The sequence below is a fragment of the Candidatus Nitrosopumilus sp. bin_7KS genome (genome assembly GCF_054095835.1).
The window spans coordinates 18,433-37,770 of the sequence record NZ_JBSWSO010000008.1; the positions used below are offsets into that span (position 1 = coordinate 18,433).

The 19,338-nt window shown below is 31.1% G+C and carries 27 protein-coding genes; 16 read left to right on the forward strand and 11 right to left on the reverse strand.

Annotated elements, in window-relative coordinates:
* The first annotated feature begins 101 nt into the window (after window positions 1–101).
* Window positions 102–1,046 carry an asparagine synthase C-terminal domain-containing protein gene (locus ACW9W4_RS09250; protein ID WP_457762171.1) on the forward strand — a complete coding sequence of 315 codons (945 nt, stop codon included), beginning with the start codon at window positions 102–104 and terminating at the stop codon, window positions 1,044–1,046.
* Here the strand turns inward: ACW9W4_RS09250 and ACW9W4_RS09255 are convergent.
* The 6 genes from ACW9W4_RS09255 to ACW9W4_RS09280 all read right to left on the reverse strand — a co-directional run bounded on the left by ACW9W4_RS09255 (window position 1,043) and on the right by ACW9W4_RS09280 (window position 4,232).
* Window positions 1,043–1,189 carry a YHS domain-containing protein gene (locus ACW9W4_RS09255; RefSeq protein WP_179363459.1) on the reverse strand — a complete coding sequence of 49 codons (147 nt, stop codon included), beginning with the start codon at window positions 1,187–1,189 and terminating at the stop codon, window positions 1,043–1,045. The two genes, ACW9W4_RS09250 and ACW9W4_RS09255, sit on opposite strands and share 4 nt — an antisense overlap.
* 47 nt (window positions 1,190–1,236) lie before the next feature.
* On the reverse strand, window positions 1,237–1,497 hold the full coding sequence (locus tag ACW9W4_RS09260; protein ID WP_457762172.1) for a hypothetical protein: 261 nt from the start codon (window positions 1,495–1,497) through the stop codon (window positions 1,237–1,239).
* Window positions 1,494–1,688 (reverse strand): hypothetical protein, encoded by a 195-nt coding sequence (locus tag ACW9W4_RS09265; RefSeq protein WP_457762173.1) that lies wholly within the window; start codon window positions 1,686–1,688, stop codon window positions 1,494–1,496. The genes ACW9W4_RS09260 and ACW9W4_RS09265 overlap by 4 nt, the downstream gene beginning before the upstream one ends.
* A gap of 68 nt (window positions 1,689–1,756) precedes the next feature.
* Entirely contained in the window at window positions 1,757–2,122 is a 366-nt protein-coding gene (locus tag ACW9W4_RS09270; RefSeq protein ID WP_457762315.1) for a DUF6659 family protein, read from the reverse strand.
* A 61-nt stretch (window positions 2,123–2,183) separates the two neighbouring features.
* Window positions 2,184–3,284, reverse strand: a complete 1,101-nt coding sequence (locus tag ACW9W4_RS09275) for an aldo/keto reductase (protein ID WP_457762174.1) — start codon at window positions 3,282–3,284, stop codon at window positions 2,184–2,186.
* Window positions 3,285–3,314: 30 nt separating this feature from the next.
* A complete protein-coding gene (locus tag ACW9W4_RS09280) occupies window positions 3,315–4,232 on the reverse strand; it encodes a UbiA family prenyltransferase (RefSeq protein ID WP_457762175.1) in 918 nt (305 codons plus the stop codon).
* Window positions 4,233–4,565: 333 nt separating this feature from the next.
* Between ACW9W4_RS09280 and ACW9W4_RS09285 the strand changes: the two genes are divergently transcribed.
* From ACW9W4_RS09285 to ACW9W4_RS09295, 3 genes are all read left to right on the forward strand, one after another.
* The gene (locus tag ACW9W4_RS09285) at window positions 4,566–5,255 is read left to right on the forward strand and encodes a TrmB family transcriptional regulator (protein ID WP_457762316.1); all 690 of its coding nucleotides are present in this window, start codon (window positions 4,566–4,568) and stop codon (window positions 5,253–5,255) included.
* A 93-nt stretch (window positions 5,256–5,348) separates the two neighbouring features.
* Entirely contained in the window at window positions 5,349–5,846 is a 498-nt protein-coding gene (locus tag ACW9W4_RS09290; RefSeq protein WP_457762176.1) for a HEAT repeat domain-containing protein, read from the forward strand.
* A 96-nt stretch (window positions 5,847–5,942) separates the two neighbouring features.
* Entirely contained in the window at window positions 5,943–6,752 is an 810-nt protein-coding gene (locus ACW9W4_RS09295) for a histidine kinase (RefSeq protein ID WP_457762177.1), read from the forward strand.
* Between the two features lie 27 nt (window positions 6,753–6,779).
* Here ACW9W4_RS09295 and ACW9W4_RS09300 read toward each other — a convergent pair whose 3' ends face one another.
* Window positions 6,780–7,442: a transcriptional regulator gene (locus tag ACW9W4_RS09300; RefSeq protein WP_457762178.1), complete on the reverse strand. Its 663-nt coding sequence runs from the start codon at window positions 7,440–7,442 to the stop codon at window positions 6,780–6,782.
* A 215-nt stretch (window positions 7,443–7,657) separates the two neighbouring features.
* Between ACW9W4_RS09300 and ACW9W4_RS09305 the strand changes: the two genes are divergently transcribed.
* The 3 genes from ACW9W4_RS09305 (at window position 7,658) to ACW9W4_RS09315 (ending at window position 10,400) form a co-directional block, all read left to right on the forward strand.
* Complete coding sequence (locus ACW9W4_RS09305) at window positions 7,658–8,212, forward strand: hypothetical protein (RefSeq protein WP_457762179.1); 555 nt, start codon at window positions 7,658–7,660, stop codon at window positions 8,210–8,212.
* 83 nt (window positions 8,213–8,295) lie between these two features.
* Window positions 8,296–9,366 (forward strand): DMT family transporter, encoded by a 1,071-nt coding sequence (locus tag ACW9W4_RS09310; protein WP_457762180.1) that lies wholly within the window; start codon window positions 8,296–8,298, stop codon window positions 9,364–9,366.
* Between the two features lie 188 nt (window positions 9,367–9,554).
* Complete coding sequence (locus tag ACW9W4_RS09315) at window positions 9,555–10,400, forward strand: TrmB family transcriptional regulator (protein WP_457762181.1); 846 nt, start codon at window positions 9,555–9,557, stop codon at window positions 10,398–10,400.
* A gap of 101 nt (window positions 10,401–10,501) precedes the next feature.
* Here ACW9W4_RS09315 and ACW9W4_RS09320 read toward each other — a convergent pair whose 3' ends face one another.
* Window positions 10,502–10,903, reverse strand: coding sequence for a DUF2203 family protein (locus ACW9W4_RS09320; protein ID WP_457762182.1), 402 nt, complete (start codon window positions 10,901–10,903; stop codon window positions 10,502–10,504).
* 125 nt (window positions 10,904–11,028) lie between these two features.
* Here ACW9W4_RS09320 and ACW9W4_RS09325 point away from each other — a divergent pair, with 125 nt between their 5' ends.
* From ACW9W4_RS09325 to ACW9W4_RS09335, 3 genes are all read left to right on the forward strand, one after another.
* Window positions 11,029–11,196 (forward strand): hypothetical protein, encoded by a 168-nt coding sequence (locus ACW9W4_RS09325; RefSeq protein ID WP_457762183.1) that lies wholly within the window; start codon window positions 11,029–11,031, stop codon window positions 11,194–11,196.
* Window positions 11,197–11,261: 65 nt separating this feature from the next.
* Window positions 11,262–11,540 carry a hypothetical protein gene (locus tag ACW9W4_RS09330; protein ID WP_457762184.1) on the forward strand — a complete coding sequence of 93 codons (279 nt, stop codon included), beginning with the start codon at window positions 11,262–11,264 and terminating at the stop codon, window positions 11,538–11,540.
* A complete protein-coding gene (locus ACW9W4_RS09335; RefSeq protein ID WP_457762185.1) occupies window positions 11,537–11,935 on the forward strand; it encodes a pyridoxamine 5'-phosphate oxidase family protein in 399 nt (132 codons plus the stop codon). The genes ACW9W4_RS09330 and ACW9W4_RS09335 overlap by 4 nt, the downstream gene beginning before the upstream one ends.
* On the opposite strand, the gene ACW9W4_RS09340 is transcribed toward ACW9W4_RS09335, so the two are convergent.
* Window positions 11,932–12,297, reverse strand: a complete 366-nt coding sequence (locus ACW9W4_RS09340) for a response regulator (RefSeq protein WP_457762186.1) — start codon at window positions 12,295–12,297, stop codon at window positions 11,932–11,934. The two genes, ACW9W4_RS09335 and ACW9W4_RS09340, sit on opposite strands and share 4 nt — an antisense overlap.
* Before the next feature lie 269 nt (window positions 12,298–12,566).
* Here ACW9W4_RS09340 and ACW9W4_RS09345 point away from each other — a divergent pair, with 269 nt between their 5' ends.
* Window positions 12,567–12,845 carry a peptidylprolyl isomerase gene (locus ACW9W4_RS09345; protein ID WP_457762187.1) on the forward strand — a complete coding sequence of 93 codons (279 nt, stop codon included), beginning with the start codon at window positions 12,567–12,569 and terminating at the stop codon, window positions 12,843–12,845.
* 1 nt (window position 12,846) lies between these two features.
* Here ACW9W4_RS09345 and ACW9W4_RS09350 read toward each other — a convergent pair whose 3' ends face one another.
* On the reverse strand, window positions 12,847–12,996 hold the full coding sequence (locus ACW9W4_RS09350) for a hypothetical protein (RefSeq protein ID WP_457762188.1): 150 nt from the start codon (window positions 12,994–12,996) through the stop codon (window positions 12,847–12,849).
* 108 nt (window positions 12,997–13,104) lie between these two features.
* On the opposite strand from ACW9W4_RS09350, the gene ACW9W4_RS09355 reads away from it, so the two are divergent.
* Entirely contained in the window at window positions 13,105–13,377 is a 273-nt protein-coding gene (locus ACW9W4_RS09355; protein WP_457762189.1) for a hypothetical protein, read from the forward strand.
* Here the strand turns inward: ACW9W4_RS09355 and ACW9W4_RS09360 are convergent.
* Complete coding sequence (locus tag ACW9W4_RS09360) at window positions 13,374–14,882, reverse strand: DEAD/DEAH box helicase (protein WP_457762190.1); 1,509 nt, start codon at window positions 14,880–14,882, stop codon at window positions 13,374–13,376. The genes ACW9W4_RS09355 and ACW9W4_RS09360 overlap by 4 nt on opposite strands.
* A gap of 365 nt (window positions 14,883–15,247) precedes the next feature.
* Here ACW9W4_RS09360 and ACW9W4_RS09365 point away from each other — a divergent pair, with 365 nt between their 5' ends.
* Genes ACW9W4_RS09365 through tpiA form a run of 4 tightly spaced genes read left to right on the forward strand, consistent with a single transcriptional unit; the run spans window position 15,248 to window position 19,338 of the window.
* Window positions 15,248–15,784: a deoxycytidylate deaminase gene (locus ACW9W4_RS09365; protein ID WP_457762191.1), complete on the forward strand. Its 537-nt coding sequence runs from the start codon at window positions 15,248–15,250 to the stop codon at window positions 15,782–15,784.
* Between the two features lie 4 nt (window positions 15,785–15,788).
* Window positions 15,789–18,344 (forward strand): DNA-directed DNA polymerase I, encoded by a 2,556-nt coding sequence (locus ACW9W4_RS09370; protein WP_457762192.1) that lies wholly within the window; start codon window positions 15,789–15,791, stop codon window positions 18,342–18,344.
* Between the two features lie 8 nt (window positions 18,345–18,352).
* Window positions 18,353–18,643, forward strand: coding sequence for a SemiSWEET family sugar transporter (locus ACW9W4_RS09375; RefSeq protein ID WP_457762193.1), 291 nt, complete (start codon window positions 18,353–18,355; stop codon window positions 18,641–18,643).
* A 38-nt stretch (window positions 18,644–18,681) separates the two neighbouring features.
* The gene (gene tpiA, locus ACW9W4_RS09380) at window positions 18,682–19,338 is read left to right on the forward strand and encodes a triose-phosphate isomerase (protein WP_457762194.1); all 657 of its coding nucleotides are present in this window, start codon (window positions 18,682–18,684) and stop codon (window positions 19,336–19,338) included.

Below are 19,338 nucleotides of genomic sequence, written 5' to 3' on the forward strand. Positions count from 1 at the left end.
AAGGATTGAATTGATGATTTAAAGTTTACAATAAAAAATGAATTATTGTATGTAGCCTCATTAGGCATAGCTATTTTAATTTCAAAATTGCATCGATTGTATTGGAAGAGTTTTCAAAGAATCTGTACAGCGTATTAGAAGAGGCATGCAATGAGTGCAAATCAAATTTAATATCATTATCAGGAGGGTTAGATAGTTCGATTATTGCATATTTTTTAAAACAAAGAAAACCTAAAGCAGTGGCAATAATTGCAGATGATTTTGTTTCAAAAGATTTGACATATTGTCAAATGATTTCAAAAGAAATGAAATTGCCACTTACAATTTACAATGTCAAGACAGAGCAAATACTAGAAGCAGTAGAAGATACAATTAAAATTTTAAAAAATTTTAACGATATTGAAATTCGCAATAATGTTGTAATGTATTTGGCAATTAAATGGGCAAAAAACAATGGGGAAAAATCGATAATTACAGGTGATGGAGCAGATGAACTATTTGCAGGATATAGTTTCCTCATAAACAAATCCGAGGATGAATTAGAAAGTGAAGTTAAGAGAATATGCTCAGTAATGCATTTTCCAACACAAGAAATAGGTAAATCATTAGGCATAACCATAGAATCCCCATTTCTAAATAAAAAAGTGATTCAACTAGCTGAAAAAATTCCAGTCAATCTCAAAGTCCGAGAAGAGGCAGGTAAAAGACAAGGTAAATGGATTTTGAGGAAAACTTTTGAAAAAAACATCCCACAGCAAATTGCATGGAGAGAGAAATCACCAATGCAGGATGGTTCTGGAACGGCAGGATTGACCAATCTCTTTGATTCTATAGTGGATGAAGAACAATTTGTCGAAAGAAAATTAACTGTACAAAAAACAGATGGTGTCATAATTAGAAGTAGAGAATCAATGTATTACTATGAAATTTTTAAAAAACTGTATGGCTCCCCAGTGGATCCTAAATCAGAGGAAAAATGCCCATATTGTAAACACCACGTTGGAAAATCTAAATTTTGTAGAATGTGCGGAGCATTTCCAATCTAAATATTATTTTTATATTTTCGAGGTTTTTTGAGAAAAATTCGTCTACACCCTGAACAACAGAAATAGACTTTTTTTCCATCATGATCATGAATCAATGCTAATTCTTCATCAAGTTCTATTCCACATACAGGATCTACTGGCACAAAATTTTTACTTTTAAATTCAATTTATAGTTTCATCTGAAAAGAATTCAATCATGATTGATAATAAGGCAATTTTTGAGTTTTTTTGTAACTGTACCAGTCATAATAGAAAGATGATCAATTTTCAATCCAAGATCCATGCAATCTCGTAGTGAAACAATAGATTCAATTTCTTCAGAAGCCCCAAAAAATTCCTGTCGTCCAAAACACTTTTCACAAACTAACCATTCAATAACATTTCCATCAAAAGTGACAGGTTTGTATTTTATTTTGTAAATAGGTTCATGTCTATCGTTGCAGAAATTCATATAGTAATTTCCGGCAATTGTGATTTTATTTTATGAGTCACATCAGATGTAATTTTTAAAATATGTTCAATATCAGAAATAGATAAATCAGTTTGCCCGTTAGCAAAAGAATTTTTTACAATCAACCCAATTTCTTTAGTCAATTCAGACATTGCTAAATAATCAGAATCAAGTTTTTCATCAATTAACATATTAAAAAGTCAAATGTTATTGCTAATTAAGAAGATCATAAAGTCCCAAAATTGGAAACTTGATTAAGTTAGGAATGAATTATTTCAATAATTTTTTTTGGAAGAGAACCGTAATCAGAATCAGGCTCAGATACAACATACAAAATGTCATCATTGATTATTACACTAATTGCAAGTGCACGTTCACGTGACGCCAATGCAAAATTGACAAGGCCCAGCTGTTTATCAAACTCTTTTCTCATCTTTACACGTAATGCCAATTCCATGAAAATCATTTCATCATCTTTTTCACTTTCTAATGGTTCAACATTTTCTTTCATGCCACCAGCTACTAATCTACCACGTTCATTTATCACACCAGCAAATCGAATTTTAGGGTCAATTGCCAATACTGAATCACAAATTTTTGTATAATCATATATTTTTGCAGACAAATTACTATGACTCTCAATTGTCCTCATTTATTATCTTTGTATAAGATTTCAAGGCTACAACTTAGGAAGTTAATTTCTTTACTAATGCAAGGAATTCTGTATCAGAGAGAGATGGAATTTTCATAATTTCAAGATTTTCTAAAACATGTGCTTCAGATTTCTGCCCTACAAGGGGCGCTAAAACACCAGGAGTTGAGCGAATAAATTGCAAGGCACGCAAGGAGGGTTTCATTTCATTAAATTCAGGCATTACCCCAGGAGTAAGCAAACGTCCTTGCATAAATGGCACACTAGTAAAAACACCAATTCCCAATCTAACTGCATATTCTAAAATTGATACATGTTCATTGTCAAGTGTTTGGTTTTTTGCAAGTAGCGCTTGATCATAACTCATGTTGTAGGGTAACTGAATAAATCTAAATCCATGATTTTCACCTCCCACTTGTTTTGCCAAATTTACCGTATCTTCTAGTGAGAGATATTGAGGATTATCAGATGAAACCCTAAAGCATTCCCATGTTGCCATACCATAAAATTTAATTTTACCTTCTTTTCGTTTTTGTTCATATAATTCAAAAACTAATTTTAGATTTTCTAAAAATTTTTCTTTAGATACATCTTTGATTTGACCTTCAACAGCATTATGAAGATAAATTAGATCAAGGCATTCAATATCAAGATTTTTCAAACTTCTATCTAACTGATCAGACAGATATGGAATAGTCATACAATGATATCCGGATGTCACATCACCTTCTTGGATTACACCCTTTTGAGAATATTCTTCTTTAACATACTCCCAAAATCCCAACTGAACATCAGCATCATTAGTGACATATCCATTTTTTGAACTGATAAAAATTTCATCACGTGTAATTTTACCATCTTTAATTAATTCAGAAATCGCTTTACCTACAGAACGTTCTGCTTTTTGAGATCTATAATTAATGGCTGTGTCAATCACATTAACTCCCAACAAAATAGATTGCTTTACAGCATCAGTTACCAATTGGTCTGTTTGAGCGTCTGGGTCTCCAAGATAGGTTCCAATACCAACATTAGAGAGAAATAAATTTTCAAATTTTTTAAAATTTCCTTCATTTACGCCTGAATTTTTAGCAAATTTTTGAGTTCCTTCAACACTAGCAGAACCAGATATCATGTGATTTTTCTACACATTGCTAAATTTATGTCAAGTGATAGCATCAATTAAAAATCCAACCACAAACAACACGCCAGTAATTCTACCAAACATCAATGTAGAAGACATGTAGGGTACAAGTTGTTCTATCGAATCATAATTTTTTTGCAAACCAACCCCTGATTTTATCATTATTGGAACACTGAGGAAACTAATCAATGAATATACAGGAAACAAGTTTGTAGAAACGCCAATAATTATTGCTAAATAAGAAACTAAAGGAAAAATCCAGAATAATTTTGCAGCATTTTTTTTACCAACTGCAATGACCAAAGTTTTTCGTCCCTTTGACTTGTCTGCATCATGATCAGGAAAAGATGCAATGAATAATACTAAAGATGACAGAGAACCTACTACAATTCCTGCAAGTATTGATTCAAAAGATATCTGGCCTGATTGAATAAAGAAAGTTCCAATCACTATCATAGAACCTTTCACTGCAACAAAGAATTCACCTAATCCAGAGTCAACAATCTTAGTAGAGTAAAAATAGATGGATAAAATTGCAAATCCCAAAATTACTGCAATAATAATACCATCTGTAACTACAAAGTATCCGCCAATAATAGTGCCAATAATTAAAAATGCTATTCCTGCACGATAAACCGAAGATGGTCGTAGTAATCCTTCTGGCAATGCACCAGTCCCACCACTCATTTTAGTTCTAGTGGTTTTAGTATCAATTCCTCGTTTAAAATCCCAAAAATCATTTAGTAAATCAACACTAGCATGAAGTGCCATAACACCAGCGAAGGTTAACCCCGCATCAAATAGATTAATTGATGAATTTTGCCACCAATTTAATGCCAATCCAACTGAAACTGCAATTACAGAAGCTAAAAGAAATCGTACTCTAATTACACGAAACCAAATAGCAATACTTTTCTGTGGATTCTTTACAGAACGCATAATTTGTTTTATGCATAGTTCAATATTATAATTGACAAAGATAAGTTGTTTGGTGCCTGATTTTGAGTAATTGGCGATTATATATTGAAAATAAGGGTAGAGAATTCATGATACTAGGTAAAATTGTCGGAGATGAAAAAAGAGTAAAATTGAATATTCCAATTTACTGTACAGATTGTAAAAAATCAGTACCAGGCAGAATAGTAACAGGAGAGAAACATTCTCAAACTAAAGCATTTGAAATTGAATTAGAGCAGTTTAAAAAAAACTATCTTTGTGGGATTTGTAGAGATAAAAAAAGATGCAAAAGAATTAGATATCGACAGAGCAAAAATGTACAGAACCGTAGACAAACTAGTTAGCAGAAATATTATTTCAACGACACTATCAAGTCCAAAATTATGTATTGCAGTAGATCCACATGATGCATTAAAAATTGCTTTAGGGAAAAAAGAAGACGAGGTAAATAAAATTAAAAAATCAGGAGAGGCAATCATCAATAAAATTAATAATGAAATTAGCACTAGTCAAATCAGTACAGTTCCAACATTCAGAGTAGTTCAAGGTCGTCAAAATATCTATGCCGACATTGCACATTTAATTGAAAATTCAACTGGAATCACATACATTGCAACAACATTAGATGATATTTCACGAATGTATCATAGTACGATTCCTGAAAAAATTAGTATTTGTGAAAAGAATGGAGGTCAAGTCAGATTACTTGTGGATATGACTGATCCAAAATTAGCAGCATTTGTTAAAAGATTCAATGCTACTGAAACACGAATAGGAAAACTCCCATCTAAAGGAAGAATGGTAGTTCAAATGAATAAAAAAATGATAATGTCAGATTCTGCTACATCATCTCATAATTCTAATGCAGATTCAGATTTCTCGCTATGCACAAATTCATCAGAAATGGTAGACAATATTTTCACATTATGTTCATTCCTATGGGATGCTTCAAAACTACTCAAAACCATTGATGTGAAACAGTATGTTAGAAAAACAAAAACATAGATTTTATTAATATCTTACAAAAGTAAGAGTTTCATAAAAATTGAGCCTGGAAAAATAGAAATAATTAAAAGGTAGTAATTCCCAGTTTTGGAAATGGCAATAGAAGTATTTGATGAAAGCAAAATGAGAGAACTATCAGATGAAGATAGATTTCAAGCTTGTGAGCAAATATTAAAAAACGAAAATGATGAATCAAAACGTTGGGATGCAGTGTGGCTAATAGGGGAATTAGCAGAAAACAAATCTGAAGATGACCCAATGTTCAACAGAGTAGCAGATGTCATAGAATGGGTCATGAAACATGACAATAATGGCGTAGTAAAACATGAAGCATCATTTCAAATTGCAGCAAGAAACATGCGTTCAAAGATCCCAGTACTAATTGATGCAGCACTTCATAGTGAAAGTATTCTAACAAAACACGAATCCATAGAATCATTAGGATTGATGAGAGCTTTTGAAGTTGAAGATATGATCAAAAAAGCATTAGATGATCCAAGTATAGATGTTAGAGAAACTGCAGAATTTGTACTCAAAAGATTCGCCAGGATGAAAAATCAAGGCGAATACAAACCATACAATATTTTATAATATTGTATGAGTACAACTTTTTGTTTAGAAAAATCATTAGTAAGGTGAGATTATTTCCACCCAGAAAGTCTTTATCACCATAGATAAAATTGAAGTATGAAAGAACGTGGGATTAATCCAGATGAGATTCCAGAAGTAGTACCAGAAAAAATCACAAACCCATATAATTTTAAAATATTTATCATAATTGCAGCAATCGTCATATCATTTCACGTCTTGATCAACTTTGGAATATCTGAAGAGAATTCAGATTCAATTGCATCAATTTTCTCATTTTTGAATCCACTCATTGTTTCAATTATTGGATTTTTCATAGCAATTAGGTATAGAAAGTCATTAATTTTTGGTAAATCATACATTGCATTAGCAATAGGGTATTTGGGGATATTTCTAGGTGAAATTACGTATATGATATACGACATTGTTTTCAATATTGAGCCATTCCCATCAATAGCAGATGTTTTCTTTTTCATACAATATCCGCTAATACTCACACATCTTATTCTAAACATCAAATTCTTCACACCTAAAATTAGCACTAAAATAAAATTGTGGGTAATCATTATGCCAATAGTTGTTCTAACAGCATATTCAATGATATCAATCACAGAAGCTGAAATAAGCATTTTTGAGTTTGATTTCTACTATGGTGCAGTTTTTGTATATTTTTCATCATTAACATTAAGTTTTGCAATAGTTGGAGCCATTATTTTCAAAGAAGGAGTTATTGGAAAAGCATGGTTCTTACTAGTAATGGGGATTTTGTTCAATACAATTGGAGACACATGGTATTACAACTTGGAATTGTTTGACTCATATGATCTCCTACACCCAGTTAACATGTTTTGGTATGCAGGTTACTGGTTAGTGATGTATGCACTAGTTAAACACAAGAAAACACTTTAATTTTTGTAAAATTTAATTAAAAATTATTTAGGAATGAATTTGTACAGTTTGCAAAATATCACTATCACTGATCAAAGTTTTCTTTAGTTGAACTTTAACTGCAATATCATTTTTAATAATATCAACTTTGACATTGTCAAAAATGGTTTCATATGTCTTAATTTTTTTACCATCATGTGCCAACTCAAATCCATTTGATATTAGTAATCCGTTATTAATCAAATAATTTATTTTTCTATATCCGGATGTTTGTGGAATACTACAAGTTTCAAGAATTTTTGCAATTATCAAAGAAGTATCCATCACAGAACCAAGTATTGCTTTTTTGTCTTGATCAGCAAATGACTCTAAGAATATTCTTGAAAGTTCAGGATCTTTTATTTGAATCCAGTTTGAATCTTTTTCTTTTGATTTTTCAACTTGAACAATTTTTTGTAAGAATTTTTGTTCAAGACCATCAGCACCTGCACCAAAGAATTCCCTTAGAACACTATCAAATTTATGGAAATTTTTAATTGCTTGAACTAAACCGAGACCATGTCTTTCCATTAATCTTTCTTCAATTTTGTTTAATGTATCCTTACCTAAATTTTCCTCTATAGATTTTCGTAAAGAAGGAACAAGTAAGTTATCTAATCCATTTTCCATTACTATTATTGAAATTACAATATCTAATAAACAGATTGTCAAAACATTTGTGACAAACACTCCTTTTTATATCAAAAATAATTTACTAAAAAAGATCGTAATGCAACATATTTTCGATCGGTCATAATGCATACATTGTAACTATTTGTACAAGGTTGTAAGTATTGAAAATAACATACTAATTGATATCACCAAAAATGGAAATAACATAGTAACGAAATGAAAATAATTCTTAAAGTAGAACAGAGGGGAACGATTTGACGGCACAGGAAAAAGAATTACTTAGAAAAACAGACAATGTTTCAATTAGAATTGATTCAGATCTAAGCAGTAAACTTCATGAAAAATGTATAGAACAAAAAATTAGCCTCAATACACTGATCAACCATCTATTAGAAAAACAAGTCAATTGGTATGAACTTACAACAGAAATGGGATGGGTTTCAATGTTCAGATCAACATTTAGGGAAATATCAGACTCTGTTCCTAAAGAAAAGATTGAAAAAATAGCAGCAACAACAGGAATGACAGATTTTAAAAATTCATTGAATTACCTGTATGGATATATTGATTTAGATTCAATTTTAGATTTGTTCAAAAAAAGATGTCTTAACAACAATGTTCAGTATAGAGAAATGATAGTAAATGGAGTAAAAAAAATCATCATACATCATGACCTAGGTAAAAACTGGCCATTTCTAATTGTAGGACAAATGAATACCATCCTGAATGAGATTGGATACAGAACACTAAATGAAGAGTACAATAAACTGGGATTTTCCTTTGAAATTGTAAAAACGGAGGATCACTAAACAATAAGAAATTACGCACGCAATTCCCAAAAAATCAAAGATCCACCTATAAAGGATAATCTTATTTCCAAATATGGGAATAAATGATTGTAAATAGCCTTTCATTAAAAAAATCAAAAAACGGGTATTATTTCATCATAATAGCAGCAGCATTATCTGCACTTATTCATGTAATTTCAAAACCCATGCTCGAAAATTCAACACATTTGATTGAAATCAACCCAATTGTGATGGCATTCTTAATTTATTTTATCTGCGGCATATTTTTTACACCTCTTACAAAAAAATCACATTCAATTTCCAAATTTGGGAAAAAGGATTGGTTGTTTATGGGGCTCATAGGGATTGCAGAAGTATCAGCATTAATTACATACTTTTATGGATTATCAACATCAACAGCAGTAAATGCATCAATCTTTAGCAACAGTGAAATAATTTTTGCATTAGTCATTGCAATGCTGGTGTTTAAAGAAAAATTACGCATCAAAGAATGTATTCCATTTTCTATGATCATCATTGGAATGATGGTAATCCCAATTGGGAATGATTTGATGCAAAATAACTTTAGTTTAGGAAATATGGTCACAGGAGATCTATTGATAATATTTTCAGGGTTTTTGTACGCAGTTGATATTACTTTGTGTAAATATGTAGGAGACAGATTTGATATCAAAAGAGTTACCCAGATTGTTTCATTTGTTTGTGCAGCAGTAGCAATTTCAGTCATCGCATTATTTCAAATTCCAATGGATGTTGACATTATTCAATTACCTGGAATTTTAGTAATGTCCATTCTAGGAACAGGAATGTCAACGTTGTTTTTCCTAGTAGGGTTAAAATTGATTGGTGCGGTAAGAACCGTTTTGTTGTATTCTACAACTTCAGTATTCGGGGTATTATTTTCAGGTATTATACTTTCAGAGACAATTACTGTGATTGATGTAATTTCATTAGCACTAGTTTTGGCAGGAATATTTTTGTTAAGAAATAGATTAGCTGAAGGAGAACACAGTCCAAGTATAGATGAAGAGATTTCAGTATGTAAATCAAAAAATACAACCTCAATCAAGAGTGGGAAACATGTGAATAAAAGATCAATTCCAAAGAAAATTGTAGAAAAGATCGTATTCCAAGGATGGATCGGGGCAGGGTAGCCACAAAATTTGATTTCATAATTTGAAAATGATAAAAAATAAAAAGTATTTTTATTTAACATCAAAAAGTACGGGAAAAATTATTCTAGGCATGTAAAACTAAGTATTTTTTCAATTGTAGTTATTTGTAGTAAATTGTGTACTATTGAACGATCAGGCTTTTAAGATAAAGTCGATCATTTCCAATAATGGTAATCATTGCAAATACAATGCAGATGGGAAATTTTCCAGTAGATAAAACAAACTTTGAAGAAATTAGAGATGCACTAGTAGGATTTGGATTAACCCCAAATCAAAGCAAAGTATTCTTTTATCTAGGGAAAATAGGATCAAAAACAGCATCGGACATTGCAAAGGCAGTGAACATTCCAAGAAGTGAAACATATCACTTGTTAACAGCACTACAAAACAAAGGAATTGTAGAGGCATCTTTCCAACATCCAATTCAATTCACAGCATTAGCAATTAAAAAAGCAGTAAATCTACTAATCAGCACAGAAACAGAACGACTCAATAAATTAAAAAAATCAGGTCCAATTCTAGAAGAAATATGGGAAAAAATACCAGGTGCCATTACAACAAAAGAAGAAGATGAGGAAGAAAAATTCAAAGTATTACAAGGAGGAAATCAAGTCAATAGTAAAATTTTCGACATGATATTAAATGCAAAAAAAGAGTGTAGAATTTTAGGTTCAGAGAAAGACTTTATGAAATTTTATCATGCAAACTTTCTTGATGCATTAGAAGAAAGAGAAATTAATTACAAATTATTAACTCCAATTACAAATAAATCAAAATATATTTTTGAAGACATAGACAAATCTAAAATTAAACAATTATGTTCATCTGTAAAAGAAAACTTGTGCTTTTTGATTAAAGATGATGACGAAGTATTATTCTTTATTAAAAATGAAGGAAACAACAAAGAGATGAGAGCAATTTGGACAAACTCTGAAACTATCATTTATTCCAAAGCATTGTTGTTTAACAATATTTGGTCAAAAACAGATTCAAATGAGGTAGATAGTAAATAAGCAGATGTAGTTGTGGATACAGTAGTAGGTGTAGAGATGAATTTTGTGCCCATTTAGCAAATTCTTGGAATGATTTTAGAAACGTACATGATTTAAAATGATCACACTAGAGAATCATCACTAACTTCAATTGGCTTACGACCCATAAACCCAGAATCTTTTTCATGCCAAAATTTAATGTCAGTCTCACCATATTTCCAACATAGACAAACTTCCTCTTCAAATCGTTTTGAAGGAAAATCAAGTAGTCCCTGCTCTATACTTTTAACAATAACTCCAGTGTTTTCCAATAATTCCACTGATTCATAGAATTTAGTAATTGCAGAATTTAATTTTTGTTTAAGATTAACATATGATTCAAAAGAATTCGTAGTAGAGATGCAAATTTGCAATTCTTGCTCAATCTTTTTTACTTCAGTATTTTTAGCCAAAGCATATTCAAATTTCTTTATCACATCAGGTAATGCATCATTTGCTTCATTTGTAGTAAAAAATGAGAACATGTAATTGATCACAAAGAAGAGATTAAAAATCTTAGGTGCAAATGTTGACCTTTCTCTATAAATCACAATTACATCCAGACATAGTAAATGTGGAAAATATCCTAACTAGAATTTAGAAACTAACCTTGACTATCCAAACAATCCAAGTATCAAAAAAAGAAACTACAAAGGTATACATGAACGGTAGGGCAATATTAGATATGACTAAGAAATTACCAAGTGGACATAATATTGGCGGTGGCGCTAAACAGAAAAGACGCAAAGAGCGTAAACAAGAATCTAACAAAAACTAAGTCGGGAGTAAACTTTCGAATTATCTCAGGTGCAGATTTATTAAGAAATAATATTGAGAATAATTATGAGTGCGGATCAATTAGAGGCATTAATTATTCAAGTAATCAACGGAGCAGTAACCACTATTCCAGCATATCTAGATGAGATAAAGGAAAACAAAGATGTGTTAAAAGTTGAAAACCCACAAGAATTTGTGTATGGAATAGTTATGGGAATGGCTCTTGGAATGGGTGGAGCGATTCTTAGTGCTCAAAAAGAAATGCCAACTGAAGAAGATCAAATGAAAATTAGAGACATAGTATACAAACACATTCCAGAAATAAGAGAACGAATTTTTAATTGATTGAATTTAATAATAAAGAAAATAAGTTTCTAAATGAATTAGAAGAGGCAAGAATTGCCACATCACATGATAACATACCTCACATCAAACCAGTATCATTTGTATTTGTAGATAATTCAATAATTGTTGCAACAGACTATAACACAAGAACATACAAAAATATCAAAACAAATTCAAAAGCTGCAATTGTAATTGACGTTTACAAATCGGGAGGACATAAAGCAATCTGTATTCAAGGAAATACAGAATTAATTGAATCAGGACAGAATTTTAAAAAACTATATGATATTTTTTATAAAAAATTTGCATGGGTAAGAAAAGACCCTTGGAAAGAAAATGAAGCACCATTTCTGATAATCATACCAAAGAATAAAATTAGTTGGGGATTATCCTAAAAAACTAATTCTTGCTCAATTTGAGACAAGAGTCCTTGAACAGAGATTGGCTTTCTTAGAACGGACCGAATTCCCAAATTTAGGAGCTCCTGTTCTTGTGTAGGATTCATTTCAAGGGCACTAACTATCACCACTTTAGACAATTCTGAAGATCGTCTGTGCTTCAGATCTAAAAGGAAATCAACACCACTATATTTTGGCATACACATGTCAAGCAAGATTAAATCATAATCTTTGTAGACTGCCAATTCTAAACCAGCTCGTCCATCAGATACACTATCAAAATCATAATTTTTAGTAGACAAAATATCTGCAAAAATCTGACTTATTTCAGAAACATCTTCAATATGAAGTATTTTCATACATTATGAAATAGGTTGAAAGTGATAAGAACAAGTTTGCTCATTTGAACAAACTAGAATATTTATCAAAATAACTTATAATTTTGATTTGCCTACAAATTTTTTATTTATGACAATCACATTGACAAGTGTTAGGAACACATCTATGAGTTAAACAGTCTCTACAACCTTTACTTCTACCACTTTTTACTCTTAACCGTTCTTTATCCAATTCGTAATTTCTTAAGTAATACTAACAAATAAAGACATGAAATATCTTAATGATAAAAATGGGTAATAAAATAAAATGCTCTCACATTTTAGTAGCAAAACAAAGCGAAGCTCTAACAATTCTTGAAAAGATCAAAAATGGTGAAAAATTTGCCAATTTAGCAAAAGAATTTTCAACGGACACAGGTAGCGGTAAGAAAGAAGGAAATCTAGGCTATTTTACAAAAGGAATGATGGTAAAACCATTTGAAGATGCAGCATTCAAACTTCAAGTTGGAGAAATTTCCAAACCAATCAAATCAGAATTTGGATACCATATTATCAAAAGACAGGGATAATTTAGAGTGAAGATTTTGATTCTTTGACCTTTTCAAAGTCATCATTAATTTTCTGACTAATTTTCTCAAAATCTTTTCTAATTTCCTTATGAAGTTTTTTCTCCTTTTCAACTAAATCTTTCATTTCTTTTGATTTGTTACTAATGGACAATATTGAAAAATGAATTTAAACAGTTTAGAAGATTATTATCAATTTCAACACCTAAAAAACCAAAATAAAATACACAACATTTTTTTCAGTTATAAAAAGGACAAAATCATGGTACTAAATGATAAAATTTTAGATGAAATTTTAGAACATCTTGAAAAATCAATTAATAATTTAGCAAAAGAGGCATTTGAAAATATTGAATTAGAAGGAGGATTTCAAGGAGTAAAAGAATTTCTTCAAAGTCAATACGACATAAGACTAGAAAATCTATTATCTGCAAAAAAAAGTAGCATACATCATTTAGAATCAAGTATGAAAAATAAAGTAATTCAAAGAAAACAATCTGTTTTTGAAAATATTACTAATCAATATCAAAATTAGAGAAATGCATCTAGTCCAGACTTTTTAGATTCAATTTCTTGGTTCTTCTCTAATACTTGAGTCATTTTTTCACCCATTGATTTTGCTGCAGTCATTTTTCTTTTTCCTATCCAATAATATGTCTCATCAATAGTATTTTTTGCAATCAACACTACAAGTTTTCCAGTATCTTTTCTTCCAGTTCTTCCTCGTCTCTGAATGAATCTTACAGAGCTAGGAACATTATCATAAAAAATCACCTGATTAACTTCTGCAATATCCAGCCCTTCTTCTCCAACACGAGTCGCTACAAGTACTCTAAAGAGACCATCTCGGAAATTTTGTACAGTTTCAATCTGTTTTTTCTGCTTCAATCCAGCATCTCCTGCTTTTCCAATTAAGATACCTGCAGAAATTCCTAATTCAGTGAGTTTATTGTAAATTAAATCAACAGAGTCACGATAGCTTGTAAAGATCAACGCCTTACCAGGGACAGATTCAATTATTTCTTTAAGTTTAGGAATCTTTGAATGCTCAATGCCATGAGATTGAGATTCATTTGCCAGATGAATAGCTCGTGTAAAGTTTGGATCAATTTCAAACAAGTCTTTAACACCTACACCCTTCTTTGCTTTTGCACGTTCACAAAATTTTAGAAAGGGTGTAACTCCATGAGCCTCCAAAATATTCAATGCATAATGGATTCTAATCGCAGTGAATAGTGGTTTTGCAGAACGTCTATTTTGATTTAATACAAATTGTCTAATTCTAAGAAGTGCAGATAGTGATTGTTGCTCTGCCAAACGTATTCCATTCTTTCTTAAAACATCATATCTCTCATCTAATGCTAGTTTCAATAATTTTTGTATCGCTTTTAGTTCAGGAGGGAGTTCAACGTTAATCCATTCAGTGTTGGTTTCTTGAGTGTAAGGTTTTACATCAGGACTATCTTCAGTACGTTCAGCAACACTAGAAATTCGAAGTTTTGTTAAAATCTCAGTAGCCTTTTCTTTTTCACTAGGCAAAGTAGCAGTCATCCCTACAAGTCTAGCAGACGAATCTCCAAATCGTTCGGCGATTCCAGAGTATGCATAATCACCTACAGTTCTATGTACTTCATCAAATATTACAAGACTAAATTGATCTGGAGTAACTATACCTCGAATTAAATCATTTCTAGCAATTTCAGGAGTGGCACAGACAATACTATTGTTCCAAAGTTTAGTTCTCTTAGGGATTGGATCCTCACCAGTAACTAGTGCAATATCATCTAAAGTGAGATTATTTTTTAAAAAATCATAATGTTGATTTACTAAAACTCTAGTAGGTGCTAAAAATAAAATACCACCAGTTCCTTTTGATAAATATTCAGAAATTACATGTAATGCAACAGCAGTTTTTCCAAGACCAGTAGGTAAAACTACAATACAGTTTTCTTTGATGGCTTGATTTGCCAAATTAATCTGATAGTCTCTTGTCTCAATGGAGTTTTTTTTTACATATTTTTTTTCAACAAAATTAGTCATCGTACAAATGAAGATGTAATTTATTGATTTTATGCTTTCGTATAGTCAATTATTAGCTAACGTATACTTTCTCGTTTCTAATTAACTAAAACCATGCCTAAGTTCAAAAATTAAAGTTATAGAAATCTCCCTTCTTCGATTAATCTAGACATATTGTTGATTCAATACAGGTTTTGGTTAAACCACATTTACTACACATTGATTTTTAGAAAATTCCACAAAAAGTAAAACCAATAGTTTTTCTCAACTCACACATAGTGAAATAGCATACTATAGTCAGTTCTCTTTGAAGGAATATCATCATTTACAATTATGATCGCAAATACAATTTGAATTAGCGTGATCCATATATTGAACAGATAAAGATGATTCATGTGAGCAGTTCTTTTGATAGACCAGATTGGGATGAATATTTCATGCTTCAAGCAGAACTAGCAAAACTTCGTTCCAACTGTATGACTAGACAAGTAGGAGCAGTAATTGTAAGAAACCACAGACAATTAGCAACTGGATATAATGGAACCCCACCTGGAATCAAAAATTGTTTTGAAGGAGGATGTAAGAGATGCCAACTTCGAATGGAGGGGAAAATTGAATCCGGAGCATCATTAGATAGATGTCTCTGCAACCATGCAGAAGCTAATGCAATCATGCATTGTGCAATATTAGGAATTGAAGCTGGAATAAAAGGTGCAATTCTATACACAACATTTGTTCCATGCCTAGAATGCACAAAAATGGCAATAACTATTGGAATTAGAAAATTTGTTTGTCTTGATGCATATCCTGAAACAGATTATGATTTGCTAGAAGAAGCTGGAGTAGAAGTTGTTAGTTTGGACAAAGCTAAAATTACAAAATGGGCAAAAGCATTAGTTAGTAAATACGAAAATTCAGAGTGAGAAAATGCAAGTCAATTTGCCTGAAACTAAAAAAATAGAATCAATGTTACCGTCAATGCTAGTGTCAGCTACATATGACAACATTTCAAAATCAGTTGTTCTAAAATTTTATGAACCAGAATCAAAAAAATTAATTTTATGGCATGATGAAACAAATCATAAACCCTATTGTTATTCAAGATTAGATCCAGATGAATTAGATTTTCTTCAAGAAAGAAATGACGTACTTGAAATCAAACAGATTAAAAAATATGATTTACTAAAAGATGAAGAAATTAAATTATCACAAATCATTGTAGACAATCCGCTATCCATAGGAGGGAATTTTGGAGAAAGTATAAAAAATCAAATTGAAACGTGGGAATCTGATCTCAAATATTATGAAAACTATCTCTATGACAGAGGATTGATAGTTGGAAGGTATTATCAAGTGAAAAATGGAAAAATAGAACCTTACGATGTAGAAATTTCTGATGAAGTCAAACTTGCATTGAAGAGTTTGTTGTGGGATAAAGTAGATAGTGAAAGTATGGTAGATGCAGAAGAATTTAAAATATTTATTTCAGAATGGGCAGATTTACTAAACCAGCCAATTCCAAGAATAAAAAGACTCAGTGTAGATATAGAAGTTGAAGCAGTTATTGGAAGAATTCCAGATCCAAAACTAGCAGAAAAAAAAGTTACAGCCATCGGTCTAAAAGGATCCGACGGGTTTGATCAAATTTTTGTACTCAAAACAGAAGGAACTGAGGAGGGAACTAATGAATTAGAACCAAACATCAAAATAAAATTCTATGAATTAGCCGATGAGAAAAAAATGCTAGAAGATGCATTTGAAATAATCAAAACATTCCCATTTATTCTAACGTATAACGGAGATGAATTTGATTTACCATATCTTTACAACAGAGCAGAAAGATTAGGAATAAAAAATTCACAAAATCCATTTTACATGATGAGAGATTCTGCAACTCTCAAAGAAGGAGTTCATTTAGATTTGTACAAAGTTCTTTCAAATAGATCATTTCAGATTTATGCTTTCAGCCAATCATATACGGATTTTTCACTAAATAGCGTCTCAAAGGCCCTTCTAGGAAAAGAAAAGATAGACTATGGATTAGAATTTGATGAATTATCACTATACCAAACTGCAAATTATTGTTACAATGACGCCCTACTAACATACGAACTTACCAGTTTCAACAAAGATTTGTTGATGGACTTGCTTGTAATCATTGCAAGGATAGGGAGATTACCAATTGATGATGTTGCAAGATTAGGTGTATCACAATGGATTAGAAGTTTATTGTATTATGAACATAGACGAAGAAATTATCTAATTCCAAAACGTGAAGAATTACAAAGAAGATCAGAAGGGGTAATGTCTGATGCAGTAATCAAAGATAAAAAATATCGAGGAGGTCTTGTTGTGGAACCAAAAGAAGGGATTCATTTTGATGTTGTTGTGATGGATTTTGCAAGTCTATATCCAAGCATCATCAAAGTTCGAAATTTGTCATATGAGACAGTAAGATGTCCTCATGAAGAATGTAAAAAAAATACAATACCTGGGACAAATCATTGGGCATGTACAAAGAAAAACGGTCTAACGTCAATGATTATCGGATCATTGCGAGATTTGAGAGTAAACTATTACAAAAGTCTGTCTAAAAAAGAAACATTAACTGATGATCAAAAACAGCAATACACAGTAGTCAGTCAAGCACTAAAAGTAATTCTAAATGCTAGCTATGGGGTAATGGGTGCCGAAATATTTCCTCTATACTTTCTACCAGTAGCAGAAGCAACAACTGCGATAGGTAGACATACGATTTTGGAGACAATCAAAAAATGTGAAGCGACAGGAATTGAAGTATTGTATGGAGATACAGATTCATTATTTCTTAAAAAACCAACTCCAGAACAAATCAAAATAGTGATAGAGCAGGCAAAAAAAGATCACGGGGTAGATTTAGAAATTGACAAAACATACAGGTATTGCGTATTAAGTAATAGAAAGAAAAACTATCTAGGAGTAACAAAATCAGGCAAAGTAGATGTTAAAGGATTAACAGGAAAAAAATCACACACACCAGCTTTCATCAAAAATTTATTTTATGAATTAGTAGACATATTATCTAAAGTTCAAACAATGGATGACTTTGTAAAAGCAAAACAAGACATTACAGAAAAAATTTCAATTTGTGGAAAAAAAGTAGAAGCCAAAGAAATCCCATTAGAAGACTTGACATTTAATGTGATGTTGAGTAAAGCCCCTTCAGAATATGTAAAAACAATCCCTCAACACATCAGAGCAGCAAAACAACTAGAATCAATTAGAGAGATAAAGAAAGGAGATAAAATTTCATTTATTAAAATTCTAAACAAACCAGGCGTAAAACCAGTAGAGTTGGCAAAAAAAGAAGAGATTGATTCTAAAAAATACATGGAGTTTATGGAGTCAACATTAGAACAAATAACATCGTCAATGGATTTAGATTTTGATACAATGTTAGGAAAACCAAAGCAAACAGGATTAGATGAATTTTTTTGGAGTTGAATTGAATCATGGAAGTTGATGGAACACTATTAACAATACTAGGCATCACAGCTGGAGTGTTAATTCTTACAGGATGGGTAGAGCAAATTTACAAAGGATATAAAACAAAGAGGCTAAATGACGTTTCAAAGTTTTTGATGATCTTCATAGCTGCAGGATCAATATTGTGGTTAATTTATGGAATTGTCGTATCAGATGTATTTATCATAGGCACGAATTTAGCAGGATTAACTCTAATGATAATTGTATCAACTATGAAAAAACGATACGATAATTTATCAAAAATAAAACAGCCTTAATCAAGAATTAAATACAATATAGAAAATTTTAAAGAAAGATGTTTGTAATTAATTGTAAAAACTATGAAGAAATTGCAGGAGATAGTATTATCAAGTTTGTAAAAATAGCAGAAAAAATTTCTAAAAAATATAAAATTAAAATTGCCATATCCCCACCACAGCATTTAGTTGGCATGGTAGCAAACAGCTCAATTTCAATTCTTGCTCAACATATCGATGTCTCCAAAGTTGGAAGTACAACAGGTTTTGTAATTCCAGAGTTGTTAAAAAAATCCAAAGTGAAAGGATCATTGATCAATCATAGTGAACATAGAATTACAAGTAAAGAAATTGAAAAATTAGTATTAAAATTAAAAGAACTAAAAATGATATCCATTTTATGTGTAAAAAATATTGCAGAAGTAAAAAAATATGTGAAATTAAATCCAGATTACATTGCAATTGAACCGCCAGAATTAATTGGTTCAGGGAAGGCAGTTTCTAAAGAAAAACCAGAATTAATTGCAAAAGCTGCCAGCATAGTAAATAATTCAAAAAATAAAACAAAATTACTTTGCGGTGCAGGCATTGTATCAGGCGAAGACGTTGCAAAAGCAATAGAATTAGGATCAAAAGGAATCTTGGTAGCTAGTGGAATTATCAAAGCAAAAGATTGGAATAAAGTAATTTCAGAATTTGCCAAGGCATTAGTTTAA

Coding starts and splice junctions, on each gene's coding strand:
- ACW9W4_RS09265 (WP_457762173.1), bottom strand. CDS start 1,688: ATGTTAATTGATGAAAAACTTGATTCTGATTATTTAGCAATGTCTGAA.
- ACW9W4_RS09375 (WP_457762193.1), top strand. CDS start 18,353: ATGGAAGTTGATGGAACACTATTAACAATACTAGGCATCACAGCTGGA.
- ACW9W4_RS09360 (WP_457762190.1), bottom strand. CDS start 14,882: ATGACTAATTTTGTTGAAAAAAAATATGTAAAAAAAAACTCCATTGAG.
- ACW9W4_RS09275 (WP_457762174.1), bottom strand. CDS start 3,284: ATGATATCTGGTTCTGCTAGTGTTGAAGGAACTCAAAAATTTGCTAAA.
- ACW9W4_RS09355 (WP_457762189.1), top strand. CDS start 13,105: ATGGTACTAAATGATAAAATTTTAGATGAAATTTTAGAACATCTTGAA.
- ACW9W4_RS09260 (WP_457762172.1), bottom strand. CDS start 1,497: ATGAATTTCTGCAACGATAGACATGAACCTATTTACAAAATAAAATAC.
- ACW9W4_RS09365 (WP_457762191.1), top strand. CDS start 15,248: ATGATTCATGTGAGCAGTTCTTTTGATAGACCAGATTGGGATGAATAT.
- ACW9W4_RS09290 (WP_457762176.1), top strand. CDS start 5,349: ATGGCAATAGAAGTATTTGATGAAAGCAAAATGAGAGAACTATCAGAT.
- ACW9W4_RS09340 (WP_457762186.1), bottom strand. CDS start 12,297: ATGAAAATACTTCATATTGAAGATGTTTCTGAAATAAGTCAGATTTTT.
- ACW9W4_RS09280 (WP_457762175.1), bottom strand. CDS start 4,232: ATGCGTTCTGTAAAGAATCCACAGAAAAGTATTGCTATTTGGTTTCGT.
- ACW9W4_RS09320 (WP_457762182.1), bottom strand. CDS start 10,903: ATGTTCTCATTTTTTACTACAAATGAAGCAAATGATGCATTACCTGAT.
- ACW9W4_RS09370 (WP_457762192.1), top strand. CDS start 15,789: ATGCAAGTCAATTTGCCTGAAACTAAAAAAATAGAATCAATGTTACCG.
- ACW9W4_RS09310 (WP_457762180.1), top strand. CDS start 8,296: ATGATTGTAAATAGCCTTTCATTAAAAAAATCAAAAAACGGGTATTAT.
- ACW9W4_RS09345 (WP_457762187.1), top strand. CDS start 12,567: ATGGGTAATAAAATAAAATGCTCTCACATTTTAGTAGCAAAACAAAGC.
- ACW9W4_RS09330 (WP_457762184.1), top strand. CDS start 11,262: ATGAGTGCGGATCAATTAGAGGCATTAATTATTCAAGTAATCAACGGA.
- tpiA (WP_457762194.1), top strand. CDS start 18,682: ATGTTTGTAATTAATTGTAAAAACTATGAAGAAATTGCAGGAGATAGT.
- ACW9W4_RS09315 (WP_457762181.1), top strand. CDS start 9,555: ATGGTAATCATTGCAAATACAATGCAGATGGGAAATTTTCCAGTAGAT.
- ACW9W4_RS09285 (WP_457762316.1), top strand. CDS start 4,566: ATGTACAGAACCGTAGACAAACTAGTTAGCAGAAATATTATTTCAACG.
- ACW9W4_RS09295 (WP_457762177.1), top strand. CDS start 5,943: ATGAAAGAACGTGGGATTAATCCAGATGAGATTCCAGAAGTAGTACCA.